Annotated in this window: 24 protein-coding genes and 1 tRNA gene; 17 read left to right on the forward strand and 8 right to left on the reverse strand. The window is 68.3% G+C overall.

Translation table 11 applies throughout. The features are described 5' to 3' along the window. The first annotated feature begins 71 nt into the window (after window positions 1–71). The 4 genes from ACV7GQ_RS09935 to hpt all read left to right on the forward strand — a co-directional run bounded on the left by ACV7GQ_RS09935 (window position 72) and on the right by hpt (window position 2,624). Window positions 72–362 carry a type IV pilin domain-containing protein gene (locus ACV7GQ_RS09935; protein WP_470310091.1) on the forward strand — a complete coding sequence of 97 codons (291 nt, stop codon included), beginning with the start codon at window positions 72–74 and terminating at the stop codon, window positions 360–362. 262 nt (window positions 363–624) lie between these two features. Beyond that, the gene (locus tag ACV7GQ_RS09940; protein ID WP_470310092.1) at window positions 625–1,188 is read left to right on the forward strand and encodes a DUF7344 domain-containing protein; all 564 of its coding nucleotides are present in this window, start codon (window positions 625–627) and stop codon (window positions 1,186–1,188) included. Between the two features lie 347 nt (window positions 1,189–1,535). Then, the gene (locus ACV7GQ_RS09945; protein ID WP_470313154.1) at window positions 1,536–1,940 is read left to right on the forward strand and encodes a type IV pilin N-terminal domain-containing protein; all 405 of its coding nucleotides are present in this window, start codon (window positions 1,536–1,538) and stop codon (window positions 1,938–1,940) included. 114 nt (window positions 1,941–2,054) lie between these two features. Next, the gene (gene hpt / locus ACV7GQ_RS09950; RefSeq protein WP_470310093.1) at window positions 2,055–2,624 is read left to right on the forward strand and encodes a hypoxanthine/guanine phosphoribosyltransferase; all 570 of its coding nucleotides are present in this window, start codon (window positions 2,055–2,057) and stop codon (window positions 2,622–2,624) included. Between the two features lie 118 nt (window positions 2,625–2,742). Here the strand turns inward: hpt and ACV7GQ_RS09955 are convergent. The 3 genes from ACV7GQ_RS09955 to ACV7GQ_RS09965 form a co-directional block, all read right to left on the reverse strand. Continuing rightward, window positions 2,743–2,817, reverse strand: a tRNA-Met gene (locus ACV7GQ_RS09955). A 68-nt stretch (window positions 2,818–2,885) separates the two neighbouring features. Then, window positions 2,886–3,377: a GtrA family protein gene (locus tag ACV7GQ_RS09960; protein WP_470310094.1), complete on the reverse strand. Its 492-nt coding sequence runs from the start codon at window positions 3,375–3,377 to the stop codon at window positions 2,886–2,888. Continuing rightward, window positions 3,374–4,141, reverse strand: coding sequence for a glycosyltransferase (locus ACV7GQ_RS09965; protein WP_470310095.1), 768 nt, complete (start codon window positions 4,139–4,141; stop codon window positions 3,374–3,376). The genes ACV7GQ_RS09960 and ACV7GQ_RS09965 overlap by 4 nt, the downstream gene beginning before the upstream one ends. A 109-nt stretch (window positions 4,142–4,250) precedes the next feature. On the opposite strand from ACV7GQ_RS09965, the gene ACV7GQ_RS09970 reads away from it, so the two are divergent. Further along, window positions 4,251–6,569, forward strand: coding sequence for a DUF2298 domain-containing protein (locus ACV7GQ_RS09970; protein ID WP_470310096.1), 2,319 nt, complete (start codon window positions 4,251–4,253; stop codon window positions 6,567–6,569). Between the two features lie 18 nt (window positions 6,570–6,587). On the opposite strand, the gene ACV7GQ_RS09975 is transcribed toward ACV7GQ_RS09970, so the two are convergent. Continuing rightward, window positions 6,588–6,860: an HAH_0734 family protein gene (locus tag ACV7GQ_RS09975; RefSeq protein ID WP_470310097.1), complete on the reverse strand. Its 273-nt coding sequence runs from the start codon at window positions 6,858–6,860 to the stop codon at window positions 6,588–6,590. 139 nt (window positions 6,861–6,999) lie between these two features. Here ACV7GQ_RS09975 and ACV7GQ_RS09980 point away from each other — a divergent pair, with 139 nt between their 5' ends. From ACV7GQ_RS09980 to ACV7GQ_RS10005, 6 genes are read left to right on the forward strand one after another with little or no spacing between them, the layout of a single operon-like run. After that, entirely contained in the window at window positions 7,000–7,278 is a 279-nt protein-coding gene (locus ACV7GQ_RS09980; protein ID WP_166969205.1) for a 50S ribosomal protein L44e, read from the forward strand. A 3-nt stretch (window positions 7,279–7,281) separates the two neighbouring features. Then, complete coding sequence (locus tag ACV7GQ_RS09985) at window positions 7,282–7,455, forward strand: 30S ribosomal protein S27e (protein ID WP_220616585.1); 174 nt, start codon at window positions 7,282–7,284, stop codon at window positions 7,453–7,455. A 1-nt stretch (window position 7,456) separates the two neighbouring features. Further along, window positions 7,457–8,257: a translation initiation factor IF-2 subunit alpha gene (locus ACV7GQ_RS09990; RefSeq protein WP_470310098.1), complete on the forward strand. Its 801-nt coding sequence runs from the start codon at window positions 7,457–7,459 to the stop codon at window positions 8,255–8,257. A 2-nt stretch (window positions 8,258–8,259) separates the two neighbouring features. Next, window positions 8,260–8,442: an RNA-protein complex protein Nop10 gene (locus ACV7GQ_RS09995; RefSeq protein WP_470310099.1), complete on the forward strand. Its 183-nt coding sequence runs from the start codon at window positions 8,260–8,262 to the stop codon at window positions 8,440–8,442. A gap of 5 nt (window positions 8,443–8,447) precedes the next feature. Continuing rightward, the gene (locus ACV7GQ_RS10000) at window positions 8,448–9,206 is read left to right on the forward strand and encodes a proteasome assembly chaperone family protein (RefSeq protein WP_470310100.1); all 759 of its coding nucleotides are present in this window, start codon (window positions 8,448–8,450) and stop codon (window positions 9,204–9,206) included. 40 nt (window positions 9,207–9,246) lie between these two features. Beyond that, window positions 9,247–9,846 carry a J domain-containing protein gene (locus ACV7GQ_RS10005; protein ID WP_470310101.1) on the forward strand — a complete coding sequence of 200 codons (600 nt, stop codon included), beginning with the start codon at window positions 9,247–9,249 and terminating at the stop codon, window positions 9,844–9,846. An 11-nt stretch (window positions 9,847–9,857) separates the two neighbouring features. On the opposite strand, the gene ACV7GQ_RS10010 is transcribed toward ACV7GQ_RS10005, so the two are convergent. Together ACV7GQ_RS10010 and ACV7GQ_RS10015 are read right to left on the reverse strand one after the other, a co-directional pair. Then, entirely contained in the window at window positions 9,858–10,304 is a 447-nt protein-coding gene (locus ACV7GQ_RS10010) for a DUF6653 family protein (protein ID WP_470310102.1), read from the reverse strand. A 41-nt stretch (window positions 10,305–10,345) separates the two neighbouring features. Next, on the reverse strand, window positions 10,346–11,473 hold the full coding sequence (locus ACV7GQ_RS10015; protein ID WP_470310103.1) for a threonine synthase: 1,128 nt from the start codon (window positions 11,471–11,473) through the stop codon (window positions 10,346–10,348). A gap of 82 nt (window positions 11,474–11,555) precedes the next feature. Between ACV7GQ_RS10015 and ACV7GQ_RS10020 the strand changes: the two genes are divergently transcribed. Further along, the gene (locus ACV7GQ_RS10020) at window positions 11,556–12,815 is read left to right on the forward strand and encodes an NAD(P)/FAD-dependent oxidoreductase (RefSeq protein ID WP_470310104.1); all 1,260 of its coding nucleotides are present in this window, start codon (window positions 11,556–11,558) and stop codon (window positions 12,813–12,815) included. A gap of 30 nt (window positions 12,816–12,845) precedes the next feature. Here ACV7GQ_RS10020 and ACV7GQ_RS10025 read toward each other — a convergent pair whose 3' ends face one another. Both ACV7GQ_RS10025 and ACV7GQ_RS10030 read right to left on the reverse strand, forming a co-directional pair. Then, a complete protein-coding gene (locus tag ACV7GQ_RS10025; protein WP_470310105.1) occupies window positions 12,846–13,001 on the reverse strand; it encodes a hypothetical protein in 156 nt (51 codons plus the stop codon). 101 nt (window positions 13,002–13,102) lie between these two features. Next, window positions 13,103–13,783: a metallophosphoesterase gene (locus ACV7GQ_RS10030; RefSeq protein WP_470310106.1), complete on the reverse strand. Its 681-nt coding sequence runs from the start codon at window positions 13,781–13,783 to the stop codon at window positions 13,103–13,105. Window positions 13,784–13,866: 83 nt separating this feature from the next. Here ACV7GQ_RS10030 and ACV7GQ_RS10035 point away from each other — a divergent pair, with 83 nt between their 5' ends. The 5 genes from ACV7GQ_RS10035 (at window position 13,867) to ACV7GQ_RS10055 (ending at window position 17,752) form a co-directional block, all read left to right on the forward strand. After that, window positions 13,867–14,637 (forward strand): DUF7839 domain-containing protein, encoded by a 771-nt coding sequence (locus ACV7GQ_RS10035; RefSeq protein ID WP_470310107.1) that lies wholly within the window; start codon window positions 13,867–13,869, stop codon window positions 14,635–14,637. A 34-nt stretch (window positions 14,638–14,671) separates the two neighbouring features. Then, window positions 14,672–14,848, forward strand: coding sequence for a hypothetical protein (locus ACV7GQ_RS10040; protein WP_470310108.1), 177 nt, complete (start codon window positions 14,672–14,674; stop codon window positions 14,846–14,848). Window positions 14,849–14,886: 38 nt separating this feature from the next. Next, window positions 14,887–16,050: a thiolase family protein gene (locus ACV7GQ_RS10045; RefSeq protein WP_470310109.1), complete on the forward strand. Its 1,164-nt coding sequence runs from the start codon at window positions 14,887–14,889 to the stop codon at window positions 16,048–16,050. Window positions 16,051–16,190: 140 nt separating this feature from the next. Continuing rightward, window positions 16,191–16,568 carry a hypothetical protein gene (locus ACV7GQ_RS10050; protein ID WP_470310110.1) on the forward strand — a complete coding sequence of 126 codons (378 nt, stop codon included), beginning with the start codon at window positions 16,191–16,193 and terminating at the stop codon, window positions 16,566–16,568. A gap of 59 nt (window positions 16,569–16,627) precedes the next feature. Continuing rightward, window positions 16,628–17,752 (forward strand): pyridoxal phosphate-dependent aminotransferase, encoded by a 1,125-nt coding sequence (locus ACV7GQ_RS10055; RefSeq protein ID WP_470310111.1) that lies wholly within the window; start codon window positions 16,628–16,630, stop codon window positions 17,750–17,752. The last annotated feature ends 95 nt before the right edge of the window (window positions 17,753–17,847 follow it).

Genomic DNA, 17,847 nt, shown 5'->3' on the forward strand with positions numbered 1-17,847 from the left:
TCGGACACAAGACAAACTATAGACATCAAACGATTCTTCGACGACACCGGCTCCCCGTTATTGGCGTTATCTTGATAATCGCCATCACAGTCATCCTCGCAGCGGTAATCGCAACCTTCGTGCTCGGTCTGGGTGGCCAGGTCAGCAACACCGCACCGCAGGCGAGTTTCAGTTTCGACCACACCAACGAAGGCGCAGACATCACCGAATACAACGGTCGCGTCGATGGTGACGGTCCCCTGAACATCACCCACGACATCGATGACAGCATCCTCGCTAGCGACCTCTACGTGAGGGGGTCACAAGACGAGGGAGGGTCCGACACGCTGGCAAAGTCAGCAGGTGCGGGTGACGGTAGCTAGTACAAAGCACATTCGAGCATCCGAGTGGGTAACCGTGTAGCAGCAAACGTCGCCTCCAACGACAACGTCCGCGTCGTCTACGAATCTGCCGAAGGTTGCGGCTCTGCGACACTCGCCGAGTGGAGCGGTCCGGACGCCTAACACCGTGACGAGTTTCTTTCGGCACGAACACCAGACGACTAGCGGACCGCACCGATTATTACGGTCGACTCGCATCACTACGACACATGACGCAGGCCGGACAAGGGGGCGCGACCCGTTCGTGAGTCAACAGGCGCAGGCACCGCCGGCCGACGAAACCGACCTTCTCTCGAAGGGCGAGATTTTCGACGTGCTCCAGAACGAGCGGCGCCGCTACGTCCTCCAGTATCTCCGCGAGAACGGCGGCCCGGTAGAACTGGGTACCCTCGCCTCACACGTCGCGTCCCGGGAGTACGACTGTGAATCCGACGAGGTCTCCAGCGCTCAACGGAAACGCGTCTACACCACGCTCCAGCAGACCCACCTACCGCGAATGGACGAGACCGGTATCGTCGAATACGACGCCGACGCAGGCGTCATCGCGACGACGCCGCAGACGACCGAACTGACGGTGTATCTCGAGATCGTCCCCGGGAGCGAGTTCCCGTGGCGCGAGTACTACCTCTCGTTCGGTGCCATCAGTCTCGCCATCGTCGTCGTCCTCTGGGTGGGTATCTACCCCTTCACGCTGCTCCCGCCGCTCGTGTGGGCGACGGTGATGGCAGTCGTCCTCACCGGGTCTGCGCTGTACCACACCGTGGTGGGCCGAGAGATGACACTCACCGAGTTCGTCGACGACAAGTAAGGTTTTAATTTCAAGGCTGTTGAGAAGCGGGGTTGGAATGTCTTTTTAGGTACTCGGTCGCCACACTAGTTTCTTGAAGTACAGCTCGGTCTCGAAGCGTTTCAGACTTACTTGAACCGCTAAACTGTATTGTGGCAGTAAATTACTGCATCGGGGCAATATAACACACCTTCGCGAGCGATATTCCTGTCGTGTGGTGGAGATAAAAACCGGTTATCGCTAGGGAAACGACACACTGCGGTATGCGTGAAACAAACACATGAATCCGAAGAACTGTTCATGACGCTGTCTTGTCCGTCACCGCGGTCACCTCAATAATTGCCATCACGGCCATCCTCGTGTAGGTCATCCGGAGCGTCGTCCTCGGAATCGTCGACCAGGCACAGCAAACGACACCACAGGCGAGTTTTGCGTTTGATTACGATTTCGCTCTGGCTAACGACATGAAGGGCGAAAATACAATCACCCACGATGGCGGAGATACAATCCAGGGTAAAGACATCTATGTGCGTGGCAGTAGAATACTAGATAACAGCGCATTAGGTGCTGATTATGGCCCATTTGCCGATCCAGATCACAACCAAGACACACGGAACATGACGTGGGAGAGTGCGACTGGGGCAGCGGAATTTACGGCAGGCAACTCTGCAGACGTACTCGTGAGCGAGGATTACACCATCCGCATCTTCTACGAAAGTCCGGAAGGAGACAATTCCGCAATACTCACTCAGGATAGCGGTCCAGAAGCGTAAGTTGCGCTATTCCGCTGTCTCTTTTATTTTCGACTTATTGATCACTTTTCTGTCACACGCCACTCCACAAACCGCTGACGACGAATTTTTGTACGGCCTCGCAGTACCGACAGCATGGACCAGCTAAAGGAGTCGCTCCTCGACGCGCCGATCATCGAAAAGGACGGCTATCACTACTTCGTCCACCCGATCAGCGACGGCGTCCCGATGCTGCGCCCGGAACTCCTCCGGGAGATCGTCATCAAGATCATCAGGAAGGCGGAGCTGGAGAACGTCGACAAGATCGTCACGCCCGCGGCGATGGGCATCCACCTCTCGACGGCCGTCTCCCTGATGACCGACATCCCCCTCGTCGTCGTCCGCAAGCGACAGTACGGGCTCGACGGCGAGGTCGCGCTCTCGCAGGTCACCGGCTACTCCGAGAACGAGATGTACGTCAACGACGTCTACGAGGGCGACCGCGTCCTCGTCCTCGACGACGTGCTCTCGACGGGCGGCACGCTCGCGGCCCTGACCGGCGCGCTCGAGGACATCGGCGCCGACATCCGCGACATCGTCTGTGTCATCAAGAAGGCCGACGGCGAGAACCGCCTCGACGAGGCCGGCTACGACGCGAAGACGCTCATCAACGTGCAGGTCGTCGACGGCGAGGTCGTCATCGTCGACGAGCACGGCGACGGATAGCCCCACGACCGCCTGCCGTTTTGCCGTCCGACGCACGAATACCGGTTCGGTCGCCGGTGGTCGCCCCAGAATCTACGCGGAGGAATCCGTCGCTCAGGGTTTTGCGAGCGACAGAACATAGCGGGAGGTAGATTTGAACTACCGGTCTGCGGGTTATGAGCCCGCCGGAATCTCCTGGCTATCCCATCCCGCTACCTCTTCATACCCGAGGCCCCTCATTAAGGGTTGTGATTCGAGTGCCGTCCGTGAATTAGTGACGCGCTATGGGGCGCCGTCGCGGTGGACCTGCCAGGTGAACAGGCTCTCGAAGACGTAGTTGACGAGCATCGCGACGGCGATGGCGATGGGGCTCGCGGCGATGAACCAGAGGTCGGTCTCGGCGACGACGAGTTCGACGGTGAGGTACTGGGTCAGGAACCAGTAGACGACCAGCTGGACCGTGACCCCGCCCGAGCGGACGACGTGGGACTTCACGAGGCGCTTGAGGAACGGACCACGACCGGTGGCCCCCATCGCCGAGAACGTCCAGTGCTCGTTGACGAGGAACATCACGACGATGGCCGTCTCGATACCGGCCGCCTTCGCCCAGAGGTCCGGGACGCCGAAGACGAGGCCGAGGACCGCCAGCACCGTGTTGTCGCTGACAGCGCCGACGACGCCGACGGAGACGAACTGGCCGAAGCGGACCCCGGAGGCGAGCGACTCGAACCGGTCGGGGAGGACACGCCGGAGGCGGTCGCCCGGGCCGGTCATCGGTCCCGTTCGACGAGCGCCGTCGGGTCCTCCCGCCGGGCGGCGATGGCGGTGTGGAGGCGGTCGTCGCTGAGTTGTTTCGCCCGGTGGCGGGCGGCCAACAGCGCGCGGAAGAGCGCGACGGAGTCCCTGACCGGCGAGACGGTCGACCCCGGCCTGTCCTCCCACGTTATCGGTACCTCCGTGACGCGCAGGTCGAGCGCCCCGGCCATCGCGACCAGTTCGACGTCCCACGCGAACCCGGGTTCGTAGAGGTGCCGGCGGACCTGCGCCCACGCGTCGGCGTCGACGGCCTTCGCGCCGCACTGGTAGTCGTACAGCGAGACCTCGAGCAGGCGACCGGCCAGCCACGCGAACGCGTCGCCGAGGAAGCGGCGGGCGAACGTCTGGTGGCTGGCGACCGCGGCGTCCGGGTGGCGTCGGGACCCCACGGCGAGGTCGGCGTCGCCGTCGACGACCGGCGACACCACGCCGGCGAGCGAGTCGACGGGGGTCGACCCGTCGGCGTCGGCGAAGACGAGGACGTCCGTCGACAGCGCCTCGAACCCGGCGGTGACGGCGGCGCCCTTCCCCCGGCGGTACGGCACCGTCTCGACGCGCACCGGCAGGTCGGCCAGTCGCTCGGGGACGCCGTCTCTCGGCGCGTCGAGCTCGACCACGATGGTCGCCGGGTCGAGGTACTCGTCGATGGCGGTGACGTACGTCCGCAGCTGGGCGACGTCGGGGCGGTAGGCCGGCACGACGATACCGACGGAACGCGACATCGTGCTAGCTTCCTCCGTGGGCGAGTAAAAACAGTTCGAAGACGCGCGACACCGGCGTACAGCGGCCGGTGCAAAAGACGTATAGGCCCGCGTCGCGCTCTCTCGGGTGATGGAGTACGGCCTCGTCGTCCTCTGGCTCGCGCTCTACCTGTCGCTCTGTTACGTCGGCGCGACCGTCGCTGCGGTCCTGTTCCCGCGGTTCGCGAACCGCGGCGTCGCGTTCGGCATCCCCGTGGCGCTGACGATACTGTGGCTCGTCACCTACCTCGTCGGTCGCCTCTCCCTGACCGCGGGCATCTACCTCGGGCTGGTGGTCCTCGTCGCCGCCGCCGGGGTCGCCGCCGTCCGGGGCGTCACCGTCGACGGCCGGGCCTACGCGGAGGTCGCGGCCGTGTTCACGCTCGCATTCGGGTTCCTGGTCGCCGTCCGGGCCCTGGACCCCGCCATCGTCCCCATCGGCGGCGAGAAGTTCCTCGACTACGGCCTGCTGAAGTCGCTGTTGCGGGCCGACACGCTCCCGCCCGAGGACATGTGGTTCGCCGGCGAACCGGTGGCGTACTACTACGGCGGCCACCTGCTGGCGGCCATCCTCACGCGGTTGACGGGGACGGCCGGCCAGTACGCCTACAACCTCGCGCTCGCGGGGTTCTACGCGACGCTGGTGACCGCGGCCTACGGGCTGGCGGGTGCCGTCGCGGCCGACAGAGGCATCCCCCGCCGACTGGCCGCGGGGTTCTCGGCCTTCTTCGTCGGCTTCGCCAGTAACCTCTCGACACCGACGCGCTTTCTCATCTGGCTCCTTCCCGACGGCGTCACACAGTGGGTGGCGAACGCCGCCGGCTACGAGGTCGAGGGGCTCGCCGCCGGACCGGACCGGTTCAGCTACTGGGACGCCAGCCGGGTCATCACCGACGAGGCCGGCGACTTCGTGACCTACGAGCCCAGCGCGGCCTTCGTCATCGACGAGTTCCCCCTGTTCGCGTGGCTCAACGGCGACATGCACGCCCACATGATGAGCACGGGCTTCCTGCTGTTGGCGGCCGCGCTGTGTTTCAGCTACTACCAGACCCCGGCGGTGGAGTGGCGTCGTCGGCTGGCGCTCCTGTTCGGCGTGCTCCCGGCCCTCGCGGGCCTGATGGCCGTGACGAACACCTGGTCGTTCCCCTCCGTCGCCGGCCTCGCGATGCTGACCGTCGTCCTCGCCCCGTCGGACCCGACGACGCTGTTGCCCAACGGCGTCGGTCGGCGGCTCCGGACGACCGGCCTGACACACGAGGCCGTCCGCATCGGCGTGGCGCTCGGCGTCGCCGTCGCCATCGTCCTCGTCGGACTGCTGTGGTCGCTCCCGTTCTGGCTGGGTGCGGCGAGCGGCCGCGAGATAGCCGTCCTGCCCGACCGCGCCTCGCTGCTGGAACTGCTCTCGGTCCACGGCGTGTTCCTCGTCCCGTTCGCGCTCTACCTCTACGCGCAGGCCGGACGGGCGCTCGGGACGGACCGGGCGCGGGCGGTCGGTGTGGCGACGGTGGGCGTCGTCTTCCTCGGCGCGACGGTCGACCTCGCGGCCGTCGGACTGCTCCTCCCGCTCGTCGGCGGGACGTGGCTGTTCGCCCGGTCGCCGTCGCTGAGTCGGTCGCTCGACGCCGTGCCCGCCCTCACCGACGGCGGTGACCGGACCGTCGACTTCGAGGTCGTCTTGATACTGGCCGGTGCCGGCCTCGTCCTGCTCGTCGAGTTCGTCTTCGTGAAGGAGGACATCGGCCGGATGAACACCGTGTTCAAGACCTACATGCAGGTGTGGGTGCTGTGGGCGGCCGCCGTCGGCCCCGTGCTGGCGTGGCTCCTCACACGCTGGCGGCCCGACGCGGCGACGCGGCGGACGGTGACGACCACCGGGATACGGGCGTTCGTCGTCCTGCTCGTCGTCTCGACGTCGGTGTACGGCGCGTTCGCGCTCTCGAACCACGTCGGCGCCGCCGGCGACCCGACGCTGGACGGGACCGCGTATTTAGACCGCGAACACCCGCGAGAGGCCGAGGCCATCCGCTGGCTGGACCGGACCGTGGAGGGGCGACCGACCATCGTCACCGCCGCGCCGGCCGGCTACCGCTGGAACCCGGACGAGGGGAAGGGGTCCAGCGCCCCGGCGAGTCTGACCGGCCTCCCGACCGTCGCCGGCTGGTACCACGAGGCCCAGTACCGCAACGACACGGTGTACCAGACGCGCGTCGAGGACGTCAGGACGATATACACCGGCAGCGCCGGCGACCAGATAGCGCTCCTGCGGCAGTACGACGTGCGGTACGTCTACGTCGGGCCGGCGGAGCGCGCCCGCTACGGCGAGATAACGGTCGACCACGTCTCGGGCGTGACGGCGGTCAAGCGGACCGACGGCGTGGTGGTGTATCGCGTCCACCAGGAACAGCTCTGAGAAACGACGGGGCCGCGTTCAGACTTCCGCGCTCGGTTCGCCGCGTTCGCGGAGGACCGTGACCGCTTCGGCGTCGACGTCCTCTGTGTCGAGGTGAATCGGGATGTAGTCCTGTCGTTTGAACGTCTCCTCCTCGTCTTCCTGACCGATGGTACACCAGAGCTGTGGCCGGTCCGGGCCGTGCCAGTCACCCTGTCGAGCGACGGCGAACACCTCGTACTCGTCGCCGTCGTACTCGATGCGGCCGCCCTTGCGGAGGCCGGGGTCCCCGTGGATGATGAGCTTCTTCATACCGACCACTTCGAAAACGGCGTACTTAGTGACTTCGAAGGCGAGCGAGGGAACGGTCCACATGGCGAGACGGCGGCCCGACTCCGAACCAAACGGGTTTTAAGCGGTCACACCAAATCGCTCTGTAAGGTCGATATCTATGGAGATGCCGCGACGCTTCAATACGTACTGTCCGCACTGTAACGAGCACAACGAACACGAGGTCGAGAAGGTCCGTTCCGGGCGCGAGACCGGGATGAAGTGGATCGACCGCCAGCGCAAGCGCAACTCCGGTATCGGGAACGACGGCAAGTTCTCGAAGGTCCCCGGTGGGGACAAGCCCACCAAGAAGACGGACCTCAAGTACCGCTGTGGCGAGTGTGGCAAGGCCCACCTCCGCGAGGGATGGCGCGCCGGCCGACTGGAGTTCCAGGAGTAACTCATGGCTGGAAGCTTCGTCACCGTCGCCTGTCCGGACTGCGAGAACGAACAGACCCTCTTCGAGAAGGCGTCGACCGAGGTGTCGTGTGCCGTCTGTGGCCACACCCTCGCCCGCCCCACCGGCGGGAAGGCCGCCATCGAAGGCGAAGTGACCGACGTCGTCGAGGCCCGATAGGATGAAATACAGCGGCTGGCCCGAACCGAGCGAACTCGTCGTCGGCAAGGTCGACGAGATCGAGGACTTCGGCGTGTTCGTCGACCTCGAGGAGTACGAGGGCAAGCGTGGCCTCTGTCACATCTCCGAGGTCGCCAGCGGGTGGATCAAGAACGTCCGCGACCACGTCAACGAGGGGCAGACGGTCGTCGCCAAGGTGCTTGACGTCGACGAGAGCGCACAGCAGATAGACCTCTCCATCAAGGACGTCAACGACCACCAGCGCAAGGAGAAGATCCAGGAGTGGAAGAACGAGCAGAAGGCCGACAACTGGATGGAGCTGGCCTTCGGCGAGGACATCGACGACGAGGCGTACGGCGCCGTCGCGAACGCGCTCCTGGCCGAGTTCGGGTCGCTGTACGACGGGTTCGAGGCGGCCGCCATCCACGGCGCCGACGCCCTCGACGAGACCGACCTCGAGGAGGACGAAGTCGAGGCCATCGTCGAGACGGCCCGCAACAACGTCTCGGTGCCCTACGTCAACGTCACCGGCTACGTCGACCTGCAGTGCCCGTCCCCCGACGGCGTCGACGTCATCAAGGAGGCGTTGCAGGCCGCCGAGGGCAACGGCGAGGTACCCGAGGAGATACAGCTCGAGGTCACCTACGTCGGGTCCCCGGAGTACCGCATCCAGGTGCAGGCACCCGACTACAAGACGGCCGAGGGCGAGCTCGAGGAGAGCGCCGCCCGCGCACGGGCCGTCGTCGAGGAACACGGCGGCACCGCCGAGTTCCACCGCGAGCGGACCGAAGACGACGAATAGCGATGCGGTCCGACATCCGGGTGTGTTCGGCCTGGGACACCGAACACGACGCCCCGGTGTACACCCTCTCCGACTCCTGTCCCGAGTGTGGCGCCGAGGCCGTCAACAGCGCCCCGGCGCCGTTCGACCCGACCGACCCTCACGGCGAGTATCGACGTTCACTTAAGCGCCGCAACCGCAGGTAGGCGGTATGGACGAATTCGACATCGAAGTACTCGCCGACCCGGAGCTGGAGGACCCCGTCCTCGTCGAGGGGCTCCCCGGTGTCGGCCACGTCGGAAAACTCGCCGCCGAGCACCTGCTGGAGGAACTGGACAGCGAACTCGTCCGGCGCGTCTACTCGACGCACTTCCCGCCGCAGGTCAGCATCGACGACCGGACGGCGCAGTTGGCGAGCGCCGAGTTCCACGCCGTCACGCCCGCGGAGGGCCGGGACATGCTCGTCCTCTCGGGGGACCACCAGGCACAGGACGGCGAGGGCCACTACGGCCTGACCGACGCGTTCCTCGACGTCGGCGAGACGTTCGGCGTCGAGGAGGTGTTCGCGCTGGGCGGGGTCCCCACCGGCGAACTCATCGAGGAGTACGACGTGCTGGGCGCGACGACCACCGACGCGTTCGCCGACAGGCTCGAAGACGCGGGCGTCGTCTTCCGCGAGGACGAACCCGCCGGCGGCATCGTCGGCGTCTCCGGACTCCTGCTGGGTCTCGGTGAGCGACGCGACATCCCGGCGGCCTGTCTCATGGGCGAGACGTCCGGCTATCTGGTCGACCCCAAGAGCGCGCGGGCCGTCCTCGAGATCCTCCAGGACGTCGTCGGCTTCGACGTCGATTACGAGTCGCTGGAGGAGCGGGCCGACGAGATGGAGGAGGTCGTCCGGAAGATACAGGAGATGGAGCAGCAGAACGCGCCGTCGCCGGCCGACGAGGACCTCCGATACATCGGGTGACAGCGAGAATTTCTTATTTCGCCGGCGCCAACGGGGTCGCGTGCAGGTAGACCCGAGCACGGTACCGGAGTGGTTGCTCCTCGGCGTGGTCCTCGGCGTCGGCGGGAGCGTGCTGGTCGCCGGGTTGTTCGTCCTCGCGGGGCGGCTCTTTCCCGCCGACCAGCAGGCGCGCCAGCTGCGCGACGGCGGCGAGGAGCGCCGGCGCGCGGAGTTGCGGGAGTATCTGCAGGCCATCGACGAGCAGTTCGCGGAGAACCACTTCGTCGAGGGCCAGCACGTCGCCTTCTACCTCCCCAAACGGGACGTCGCCATCACGTTCGACGCGCGGGCGTACTACCGCATCGAGCGGTCGCCGACGCGGCCGGTCCTCGTCGAACACGAGATGCCGGGCGTCCACCTGGGCGCGCGCCTCCCCTTCGAGACGCCGGAGGTGTCGCTCGGGCCGGACCCCGAGCAGTCCGCCGACCCGGCGCTGCAGGCGTTCGCCGAACTCGGGCTGCGGCGGACCGCGACGCTCTCGGAGGTGAAGTCGGCCTACCGCGACCGGGTGAAGGAGGTCCACCCGGACCACGGCGGCGACGAGGACGAGTTCAAGCGGGTGCGTGAGGCCTACACGATGGCGAAACAGCACGCGTCGTAGTCGGGGGCGACCTAGGCGTCTCGCTCGGCCTCGTAGCGGTGGACCATCTCGGCGACGAACCAGAGCTTGAGCGCCATCGACAGCGCCGTCGCGAGCGCCGTCTCCGCGGGGCGCCGGCGGACGGCGGCGTAGAGCGCGTACAGTCCCGCCGCGCCGGTGAGGTAGTTCAGGACTGTCGGGTAGCCGGTCGCGTCGTGGTCATCTTTCGTCCAGAGTCGCTCGCCGTACACCCCCTTCGTCATCCACGCGCTGTCGTCCTCGGGCGGCGGGAACAGGAAGGGGTTGACCGCGACGAACGCGAGCGTCAGCGCGAGGCCGCGCCAGTCCCGCCGGTAGAGACAGGCGATGAGGAGCGGCAGCGTCGGGACGCGGGACCACCCGCTCAGGGGGTTGGCGTGGCGCGCCCAGAAGTAGCGGTCGAGGGCGGAGTCGTCCGAGGGGAGCGGCGACGTGGCCATACCGACCGGTCGGGTCGCTCGGTCAAATCCCTACCGGCGGCTCAGAGCCCCTGGCTCATCAGGTGCGAGCGGAGGAGGTCGGCCTCCTTGCTCCCCGCGACGGGGTTGACGAGGACGACATCCTCGTCCGGCGCGAAGGCGTCCCGGTCGGCGAGTGCCCGGACGCCGGCGACGGCCGTCCCGCCGGTCGCTCCGACCTCCGGCCCCATCTCACAGCCGTCGACGGCGCCCTGCAACACGTCCTCGTCGGGCACCGCGACGGCACCGCCGTCGGTGGCGTGGAGGGCCTCGACGGCGGCGGCCCCGGCGGCCGGGTCGGGAATCTCCAGCGGGCCGACGATGGTGTCGGGGTGGTCGACCGGCGTCGGGTCGGCGTCGCCGTCACGCACCGCGTCGGCGATGGGCGCCGACGACTCCGGCTGGGCCGCGTACAGTCGGGGAACGGCGTCGACGAGGCCGGCCGCCACAGCGAGCGCGAAGCCGCGTTCGAGGCCGACGACCGTCTCGCCGTGGCCGGTCGGATGGACGACGGCGTCGGGCGCGGTCCACGCGCGGTCCGCGAGGAGTTCCAGCGCCAGCACCACGCCGCCGGCGACGCGGAACGGGTGGCCGGGCGCGACGGACGTGAACGTCTCGTCGCTGTCCTCGAACGCGGAGACGGCGTCGGGATAGCGGCCCTCGACGACGTACATGTCGCCGCCGTGGACGTTCACCATCGCCTTGTTGAGGAACGGGCAGCGCGAGGGGACGAACCCCTTCGAGTCGACGTCCCCGCGGGCGGCGTACGCCGCGGCTGCCTGTGCGCCGTTGCCCGGCGAGGGGGTCGCGACGCGGTCGGCGCCCCGCTGGACGGCCGCCGAGACGGCCAGCGCCAGCTTCCGGTCGGCGAGCGACCCGGTCGGGTTGCGGCCCTCGTCTTTGACCGCGGCGCCGGCGACGCCGAGTTCGTCGGCCAGCGTCGGTACCGCGACGAGCGGCGTCGCCCCCTCGTCGATGCTGACGGCCGCGTCCGTCGGGAACGGTCGGGCGTCGTCGGGACCCGCCACCTCGTCGGGGTCGTACTCGGGGGCGAGGACGCCGCCGCAGTCGGGACAGCGCTCTTCGTCGGGGTCGGCTGACGCGCCACACGCGGTACAGGAGAGGCCACGGAACGCCGCTGTCGTCTGCATACCCGGCCGTGAGGACGGCATCCACAAGTGTCGTCCGGTCCACTCCAGCATCCTCTTGAGCCACGAGTCCGAACCACGGACCATGACAGACGTGGTCGTCGCCGGTGGGGGCCTCGCGGGACTGGTCGCGGCCCGCCACCTCGCCGAGTCGGGAGCGGACGTGACGGTGTTCGAAGCGAGCGACGGCGTGGGCGGCCGGGTCCGGACCGCCCGCGAGGACGGCTACACGTTCGACCGGGGGTTCCAGGTGCTGTTCACGGCGTACCCCGCGGTCCAGCGAGAGCTCGACGTCGAGGCGCTCTCGCCGCGGCCCTTCACCCCCGGCGCGACTATCGCCCGGCCGAACCACCGGTCGGTGCTGTCGGACCCGCTCCGGAACCCGACGGCCGCGCCGCAGACGCTGTTCAACACTGACGTCCGGACGGCCGACAAGCTCCGGCTCTTCGCGCTCCAGCGGGAACTGGCGGGGCGGGACCCCGAGACCATCCTCGACGGCCCCGGTGGCGGGCAGACCATCGCCGAGTACCTCGCCGACAGGGGGTTCTCGAAGCGCTTCGTCGAGCGGTTCGCGGCGCCGTTCTACGGCGGCATCACGCTCGATCGCTCGCTGGGCACCGACAGCGCCGTCTTCGAGTACACCTACAAGATGCTGAGCGAGGGCGAGATATTCGTCCCCGCGGCGGGGATGCAGGCGATGCCCGAGCAACTGGCCGACCGGGCGGTCTCGGCGGGCGCGACCATCGAGACGGGCCGCGAGGTGCGGACCGTCGACGGGAGCGACGGCGAGGTGACCGTCGCGGTGGACGGCGAGACCGTGACGGCTGAGGGGGCCGTCGTCGCGACGGACCCCGCGACCGCACGCGACCTCACCGGCGTCGACGCCATCCAGACGGAGACGCTCGGTTGTGTCACCCAGTACTTCTCGCTGCCGACGAGCAAGGCCCCGGACATGGGCAAGCGCATCGTCCTCAACGCGGCCGACGACCGCCCGAACACGGTCGCCCCGATGTCCGCCGTCGCGCCCGAGTACGCCCCCGAGGGGATGGAACTGTACAGCGCGACGTTCCTCGGCGTCCCGGACGAGGACGACGCGGCGCTGGCGGCCGCGGTGCGGGAGACGCTCGGGTCGTGGTACCCGGCGGCCGGGTTCGACGCGCTGGAACACCTGCGAACCGACCGCGTCCCCCTCGCGCAGTTCGCCCAGCAGCCGGGCTTCCGGGCCGACCTGCCGGACCCGGACGCCCCGGAGGGAGCGGTCGTGCTGGCCGGCGACTACACCCGCTGGTCGTCGATTCAGGGTGCGCTGGAGAGCGGGAGAATCGCGGCGGAGAGACTGTCCTGAGACGGTCGTTTCGGTGTCGTCGCGGCGGGCCTACGCTGCCGGGCCGCCGCTACTCGTGTTTCCCTCGTGGCCCTCCTCGTCGTCGATGAGGACCGCCGAGACGTACTTTATCGTCGCGAAGTACAGCAACAACAGGCAGAGCAGCGTTATCGCGATAAGCGCGAGTGCGGCACCAGTCTGAACCATATCCGTGGGTCCACCGCGGTAACCCAAATACCTACCGTTATACGCCGCGTCCCTCGCGCCGCCGGGCCGTCAGCGGTGGTCTGCTGCCGGTCGCCGGCCTCCTACAGCATCCGCCGGAACTCCCCCAGCGGCGGGAACGAGCGGGTCTGTCTGGCGCTCTCGTCCCAGACGACTGGTTCGAGCGCGTCGACGTCGGTGACCAGCGGCGACTGGAAGTCGGCGGCCGACATGTCGTTGACCACGACGCCGGCGTTGAGGCGGTTGAACGAGGGGAGCATCACCACGTCCGCACCGCGGTACTGGTCCGCGCCCACCAGATAGCACGGGCGGCGCTGGCCCTCGATGACGATGGTCGGGTGGTCGTGCCCGACGACGTAGCGGTCGGCGTCGCCGTCGGGGGCCTCGTGGCCGTGCAGGACGACCGTCTCCCCGATTCGGTGCTCGCGTTCGGTGGGGCCGTCCCACACCGCGTCCAGCATCCTGTCGTGGTTCCCCGGCGTGACGACGAGGCGGGTGCCGGCGTCCCGGCAGGCGGCTTTCAGGCCCGCGACGGTGTCCTCGACGGTCCGCGGGACCGTCTGGAAGGAGTGGAGCAGGTCCCCGGCGACGACGGCCGTCCCGGGGTCGTGTCGCTCGACCAGCGACCGGAACCGTTCGACGACGTCGGACCCGGACCCGACCGGGAACTCGAGGTTCCCGCCGGTGCCACGGCCCACGTGGAGGTCGGCGACGACGAGCGTGTCGTCGAGGACCAGCGCCCGGTCGTCGTAACGTGTGTCCATCGGGTCGGTGTCGGGGCTACGCGCACATATCGCTGGCGTCCGCAGGACAGAGGTATTTTTAGCCGTGCCGACTACGGGCCAGTATGGTCGACGTCCTCGAGAACAAACGGGCCGCGACGCGCTTTCGCATCCTCGTGGAGATAGCGGAGCGCCAACCCGCGGTCAGTCAGGGCGAGATAGCTGAGGCCGTCGGTGTGACGAGTCAGGCGGTCAGCGAGTACATCCGCGACCTCGTCGACGAGGGCCTCGTCGAGAAGGAGGGGCGCTCGCGCTACCGGGTCACGAAGGAGGGCGTCGACTGGGTGTTCCAGTCGGCGACCGACATGCGGCGGTTCGTCGACCGCGTGACCGACGACGTCCTCGGGAGCGTCCAGGAGGACGCCGCCATCGCCGAGGCCGACCTGGCGGAGGGCCAGACCGTCTCGCTCTCGCTCTCCGAGGGGCTGCTCCACGCCGCGCCCGGCGACGACGGCGGGGCCACGGGCGTGACGACGACGAGCGCCGAGGCCGGGTCGGTCGTCGGGGTCACCGGATTCGAGGGTGTCATCGACCTCGAACCCGGCCACGTCAGCGTCGTACAGGTCCCGCCGGTCCGGTCGGGGTCGGTCCCGGACACGGAGGACCTCGCCGCGGCCTGTGAGGGCGTCCCCATCGTCACGGCGGCGGGCGTCGAGGCCGTCACCGCCCTCCGCGAGGCCGGCGTCGAACCGACGACGTACTTCGCGGCCGGCGAGGTGGCCGCCGACGCCGCCTCTCGCGGGCTGGACGCCGTCGTCGTCGCGACACAGGACACGGTCGGTCGCGTCACCGACGCCCTGCGGGACGCGAGCGTCGGCTACGACGTCACGCAGTGAAACCTTTTCCTCGCCGCCGGGCGTCGGGTCAGGTATGAGCGACAGCGACGACGCAGACGACGTGACAGAGGCCGTCCAGACGTTCCTCGGCGAGGCCGACGCGGCCTACGACGAGTACGACAAGGGCTACACCGACGCCGACGCCGTCCTGCGGCGTCTGGAGACGGCCATCGAGTCCCTGCGCGAGGCCGCGGGTAACGACGACGAGTAGGGGCCAACAGTATTGTAGTCTCGGCGTCACTTCCGAGTATGACCGACGTGGTCGTGGTCGACGGCGCTCGCACAGCACACGGCAGTCTCCTCGGCGCCCTCTCGGAGAAGTCGGCGACAGACCTCGGGCGGGCGGCCGTCGAGGGCGTCCTGGACCGGACCGGCGTCGACGAGGCCCTCGTCGATTGGGTGTGTCTGGGCAACGCCGTGCAGGCCGGCGTCGGGCAGGTGCCGGCCAGACAGGTCGTGGTCGAGTCGCCGTTGCCCGACAGTTGCCCGGCCACGACCACCAACGAAGCCTCTGGGTCCGGCCTCAGAGCGATCGCGAACGCCGTCGACCGCATCGACGCGGGCCGGGCCTCGGCCTGTCTCGCCGGCGGGATGGAGTCGATGTCGAACGCGCCCTACCTCGTCCGGGAGCTGCGCGGCGGTCGCCGACACGGCGACACGACGCTGGTCGACGCGATGATTCACGACGCCCTGTGGGACGCGAACTACGACGCGCACATGGGGACCCTCACCGACCGTATCGCCGAGCGCTTCGACGTCACCCGCGAGCAACAGGACGAGTACGCCCGTCGGAGCAACCGCCGCGCCGGCGAGGCCATCGCCGAGGGACACTTCGAGAAGGAGCTGGTCCCCGTCGAAGCAGGCGACCATCTCGTCACCGAGGACGAGGGGCCACGCCCCGGGACGACGGTGGAGGACCTCGCCAGGCTCCCGCCGGCGTTCGGTGCGGACGGGACCATCACCGCGGGCAACGCCTCGAAACTCTCGGACGGCGCGGGCGCGGTCTTGGTGGCCGACGCCGAGACGGTCGACGCGGCCGGCCTGGGGCCGATGGCCCACGTCGAGGACTACGCCGTCGCCTACCGCGACCCGGCGGAGTTCTCGCTGGCGGTCTGTGACGCCGTCTCGAAACTGCTCGAGGAGAACGGCCTCTCAATCGAGGACGTCGACCACTTCGAACTCAACGAGGCGTTCGCCGCACAGATGGTGTACGTCGCCGACGAACTCGGGATTCCGCCGGAGAGGCACAACCCGCTGGGCGGCGCGGTGGCGCTGGGCCACCCAATCGGCGCCAGCGGCGGCATCCTCACGACGACGCTCGTCTACGCGATGGAACGCGAGGACCACGACAGGGGCGTGGTGGGGATGAGCGTCGGCGGCGGGGGCGCTATCGCCATGTCGCTGGTGCGGTAGGACCGTCCGGCGACGCGAGGAAGTCGGCGGCGGGGGTGCTATCGCGATGTCACTGGTGCGGTAGCGCGAGCGAGACGCTCAAACGCCGTTCGAAGCGACCACTGGTTCTTCAGGCCCATGTCGAGTACCCCCGTCTACCGATGTCCGTCCTGGCCACTCGGACGCTCCGCTACGCCGTCGTGCTCGTGGTACTCGTCGCCGCTCTCCCCGCCATCGGTGCGACGACCGCCGAGCGGCGCGCCCTGGCCGCCGAGTCAGCGTACGTCGACCAGCGCCTCGAACAGCAGGCGGCCTGCCTCTCCGACTGGGGTGTCGACGAGGGCGCGGGCCCGTCCCGCGACGCCGCGATACGACGGGTGACGCTCGGCGGTGTCTACGTCGACGTGACGGTCCCGTACGCCTACACCGTCGGCACGGGCGACGACAGGGTGTTCGCCGACACCGCCTCCCGAGCCACCTACGTCGTGACGCCCACGACGACCACCCGCGCCGGCGGCGACGACGTGAGGGTGTGTTGACCGGCGCCGGCCCGACGGAATCGGGAAGAATTATCGGCCCGCCTCCCCCAGCACCGAGCATGACTCACTTCTCCAGTCGCGTCGAGCAGGTGTCGATATCAGGTATCCGCGAGGTGTTCGAGGCCGCGGGCGAGGACGCCATCAACCTCGGCCTCGGACAGCCGGACTTCCCGACGCCGGACCACGCCCGCGAGGCCGCCGTCGAGGCCATCCAGTCCGGGAAGGTCGACGCCTACACGTCGAACAAGGGGACGCGTGAACTCCGCGAGGCCATCGCCGCCAAACACGACCGTGACAACGACCTCGACGTCGACCCGGAGGACATAATCGCGACCTCCGGCGGGAGCGAGGCCCTGCACATCGCTCTGGAGGCACACGTCGACGCGGGCGAGGAGGTAATCTTCCCCGACCCCGGGTTCGTCTCCTACGACGCACTGACCCACCTCGCCGGCGGGACGCCCAAACCGGTTGGCCTGCGCGAGGACCTGACGATGGACCCGGCGACCGTCGAGGACGCCATCACCGACGACACCGCGGCGTTCGTCGTCAACTCGCCGGCCAACCCGACCGGCGCCGTCCAGTCGCCCGAGGACATGCGCAAGTTCGCCCGCATCGCGAGCGAGCACGACGTGCTCTGCGTCTCCGACGAGGTGTACGAGCACCAGGTGTTCGAGGGCGAGCACCGCTCGCCGGCGGAATTCGACGAGACGGGCAACGTCGTCGTCGTCAACGCCTGCTCGAAGGCCTACTCTATGACCGGGTGGCGCCTCGGGTGGGTCACCGGGTCCACCGAGCGCATCGAGCGGATGCTCCGGGTCCACCAGTACGCGCAGGCCTGTGCCTCCGCGCCGGCCCAGTACGCCGCCGAGGCGGCGCTCACCGGCCCGCAGGAGCCGGTCGCGGAGATGCGCGAGGCCTTCGAGGAGCGCCGCGACGTCCTGCTAGAGGGCTTCGAGGAGATGGGTCTGGAGTGTCCCACGCCGAAGGGCGCGTTCTACGCGATGCCGAAGGTGCCCGACGGCTGGGTCGACGAGGTCATCGACCGCGGCGTCGTCGTCGTCCCCGGCGACGCCTTCGGCGAGAACGGCGACGGGTACGCCCGCATCTCGTACGCGACGGACGTAGAGACGCTGCGGGCAGCCATCGACATCATGGCCGAGGCGACGGCGGCGGTTCGGGAGTAGTCCCGAAATTGGTACAGTCTCGGGGGAGAGTTGCAAGAACGGTTTTCAGCGTCGCTGTCGTCGGTTCGAGCGAACTCGCCGTGGGCCACGTACAC

It is taken from the genome of Haloarcula sp. MBLA0163, from assembly GCF_055632435.1.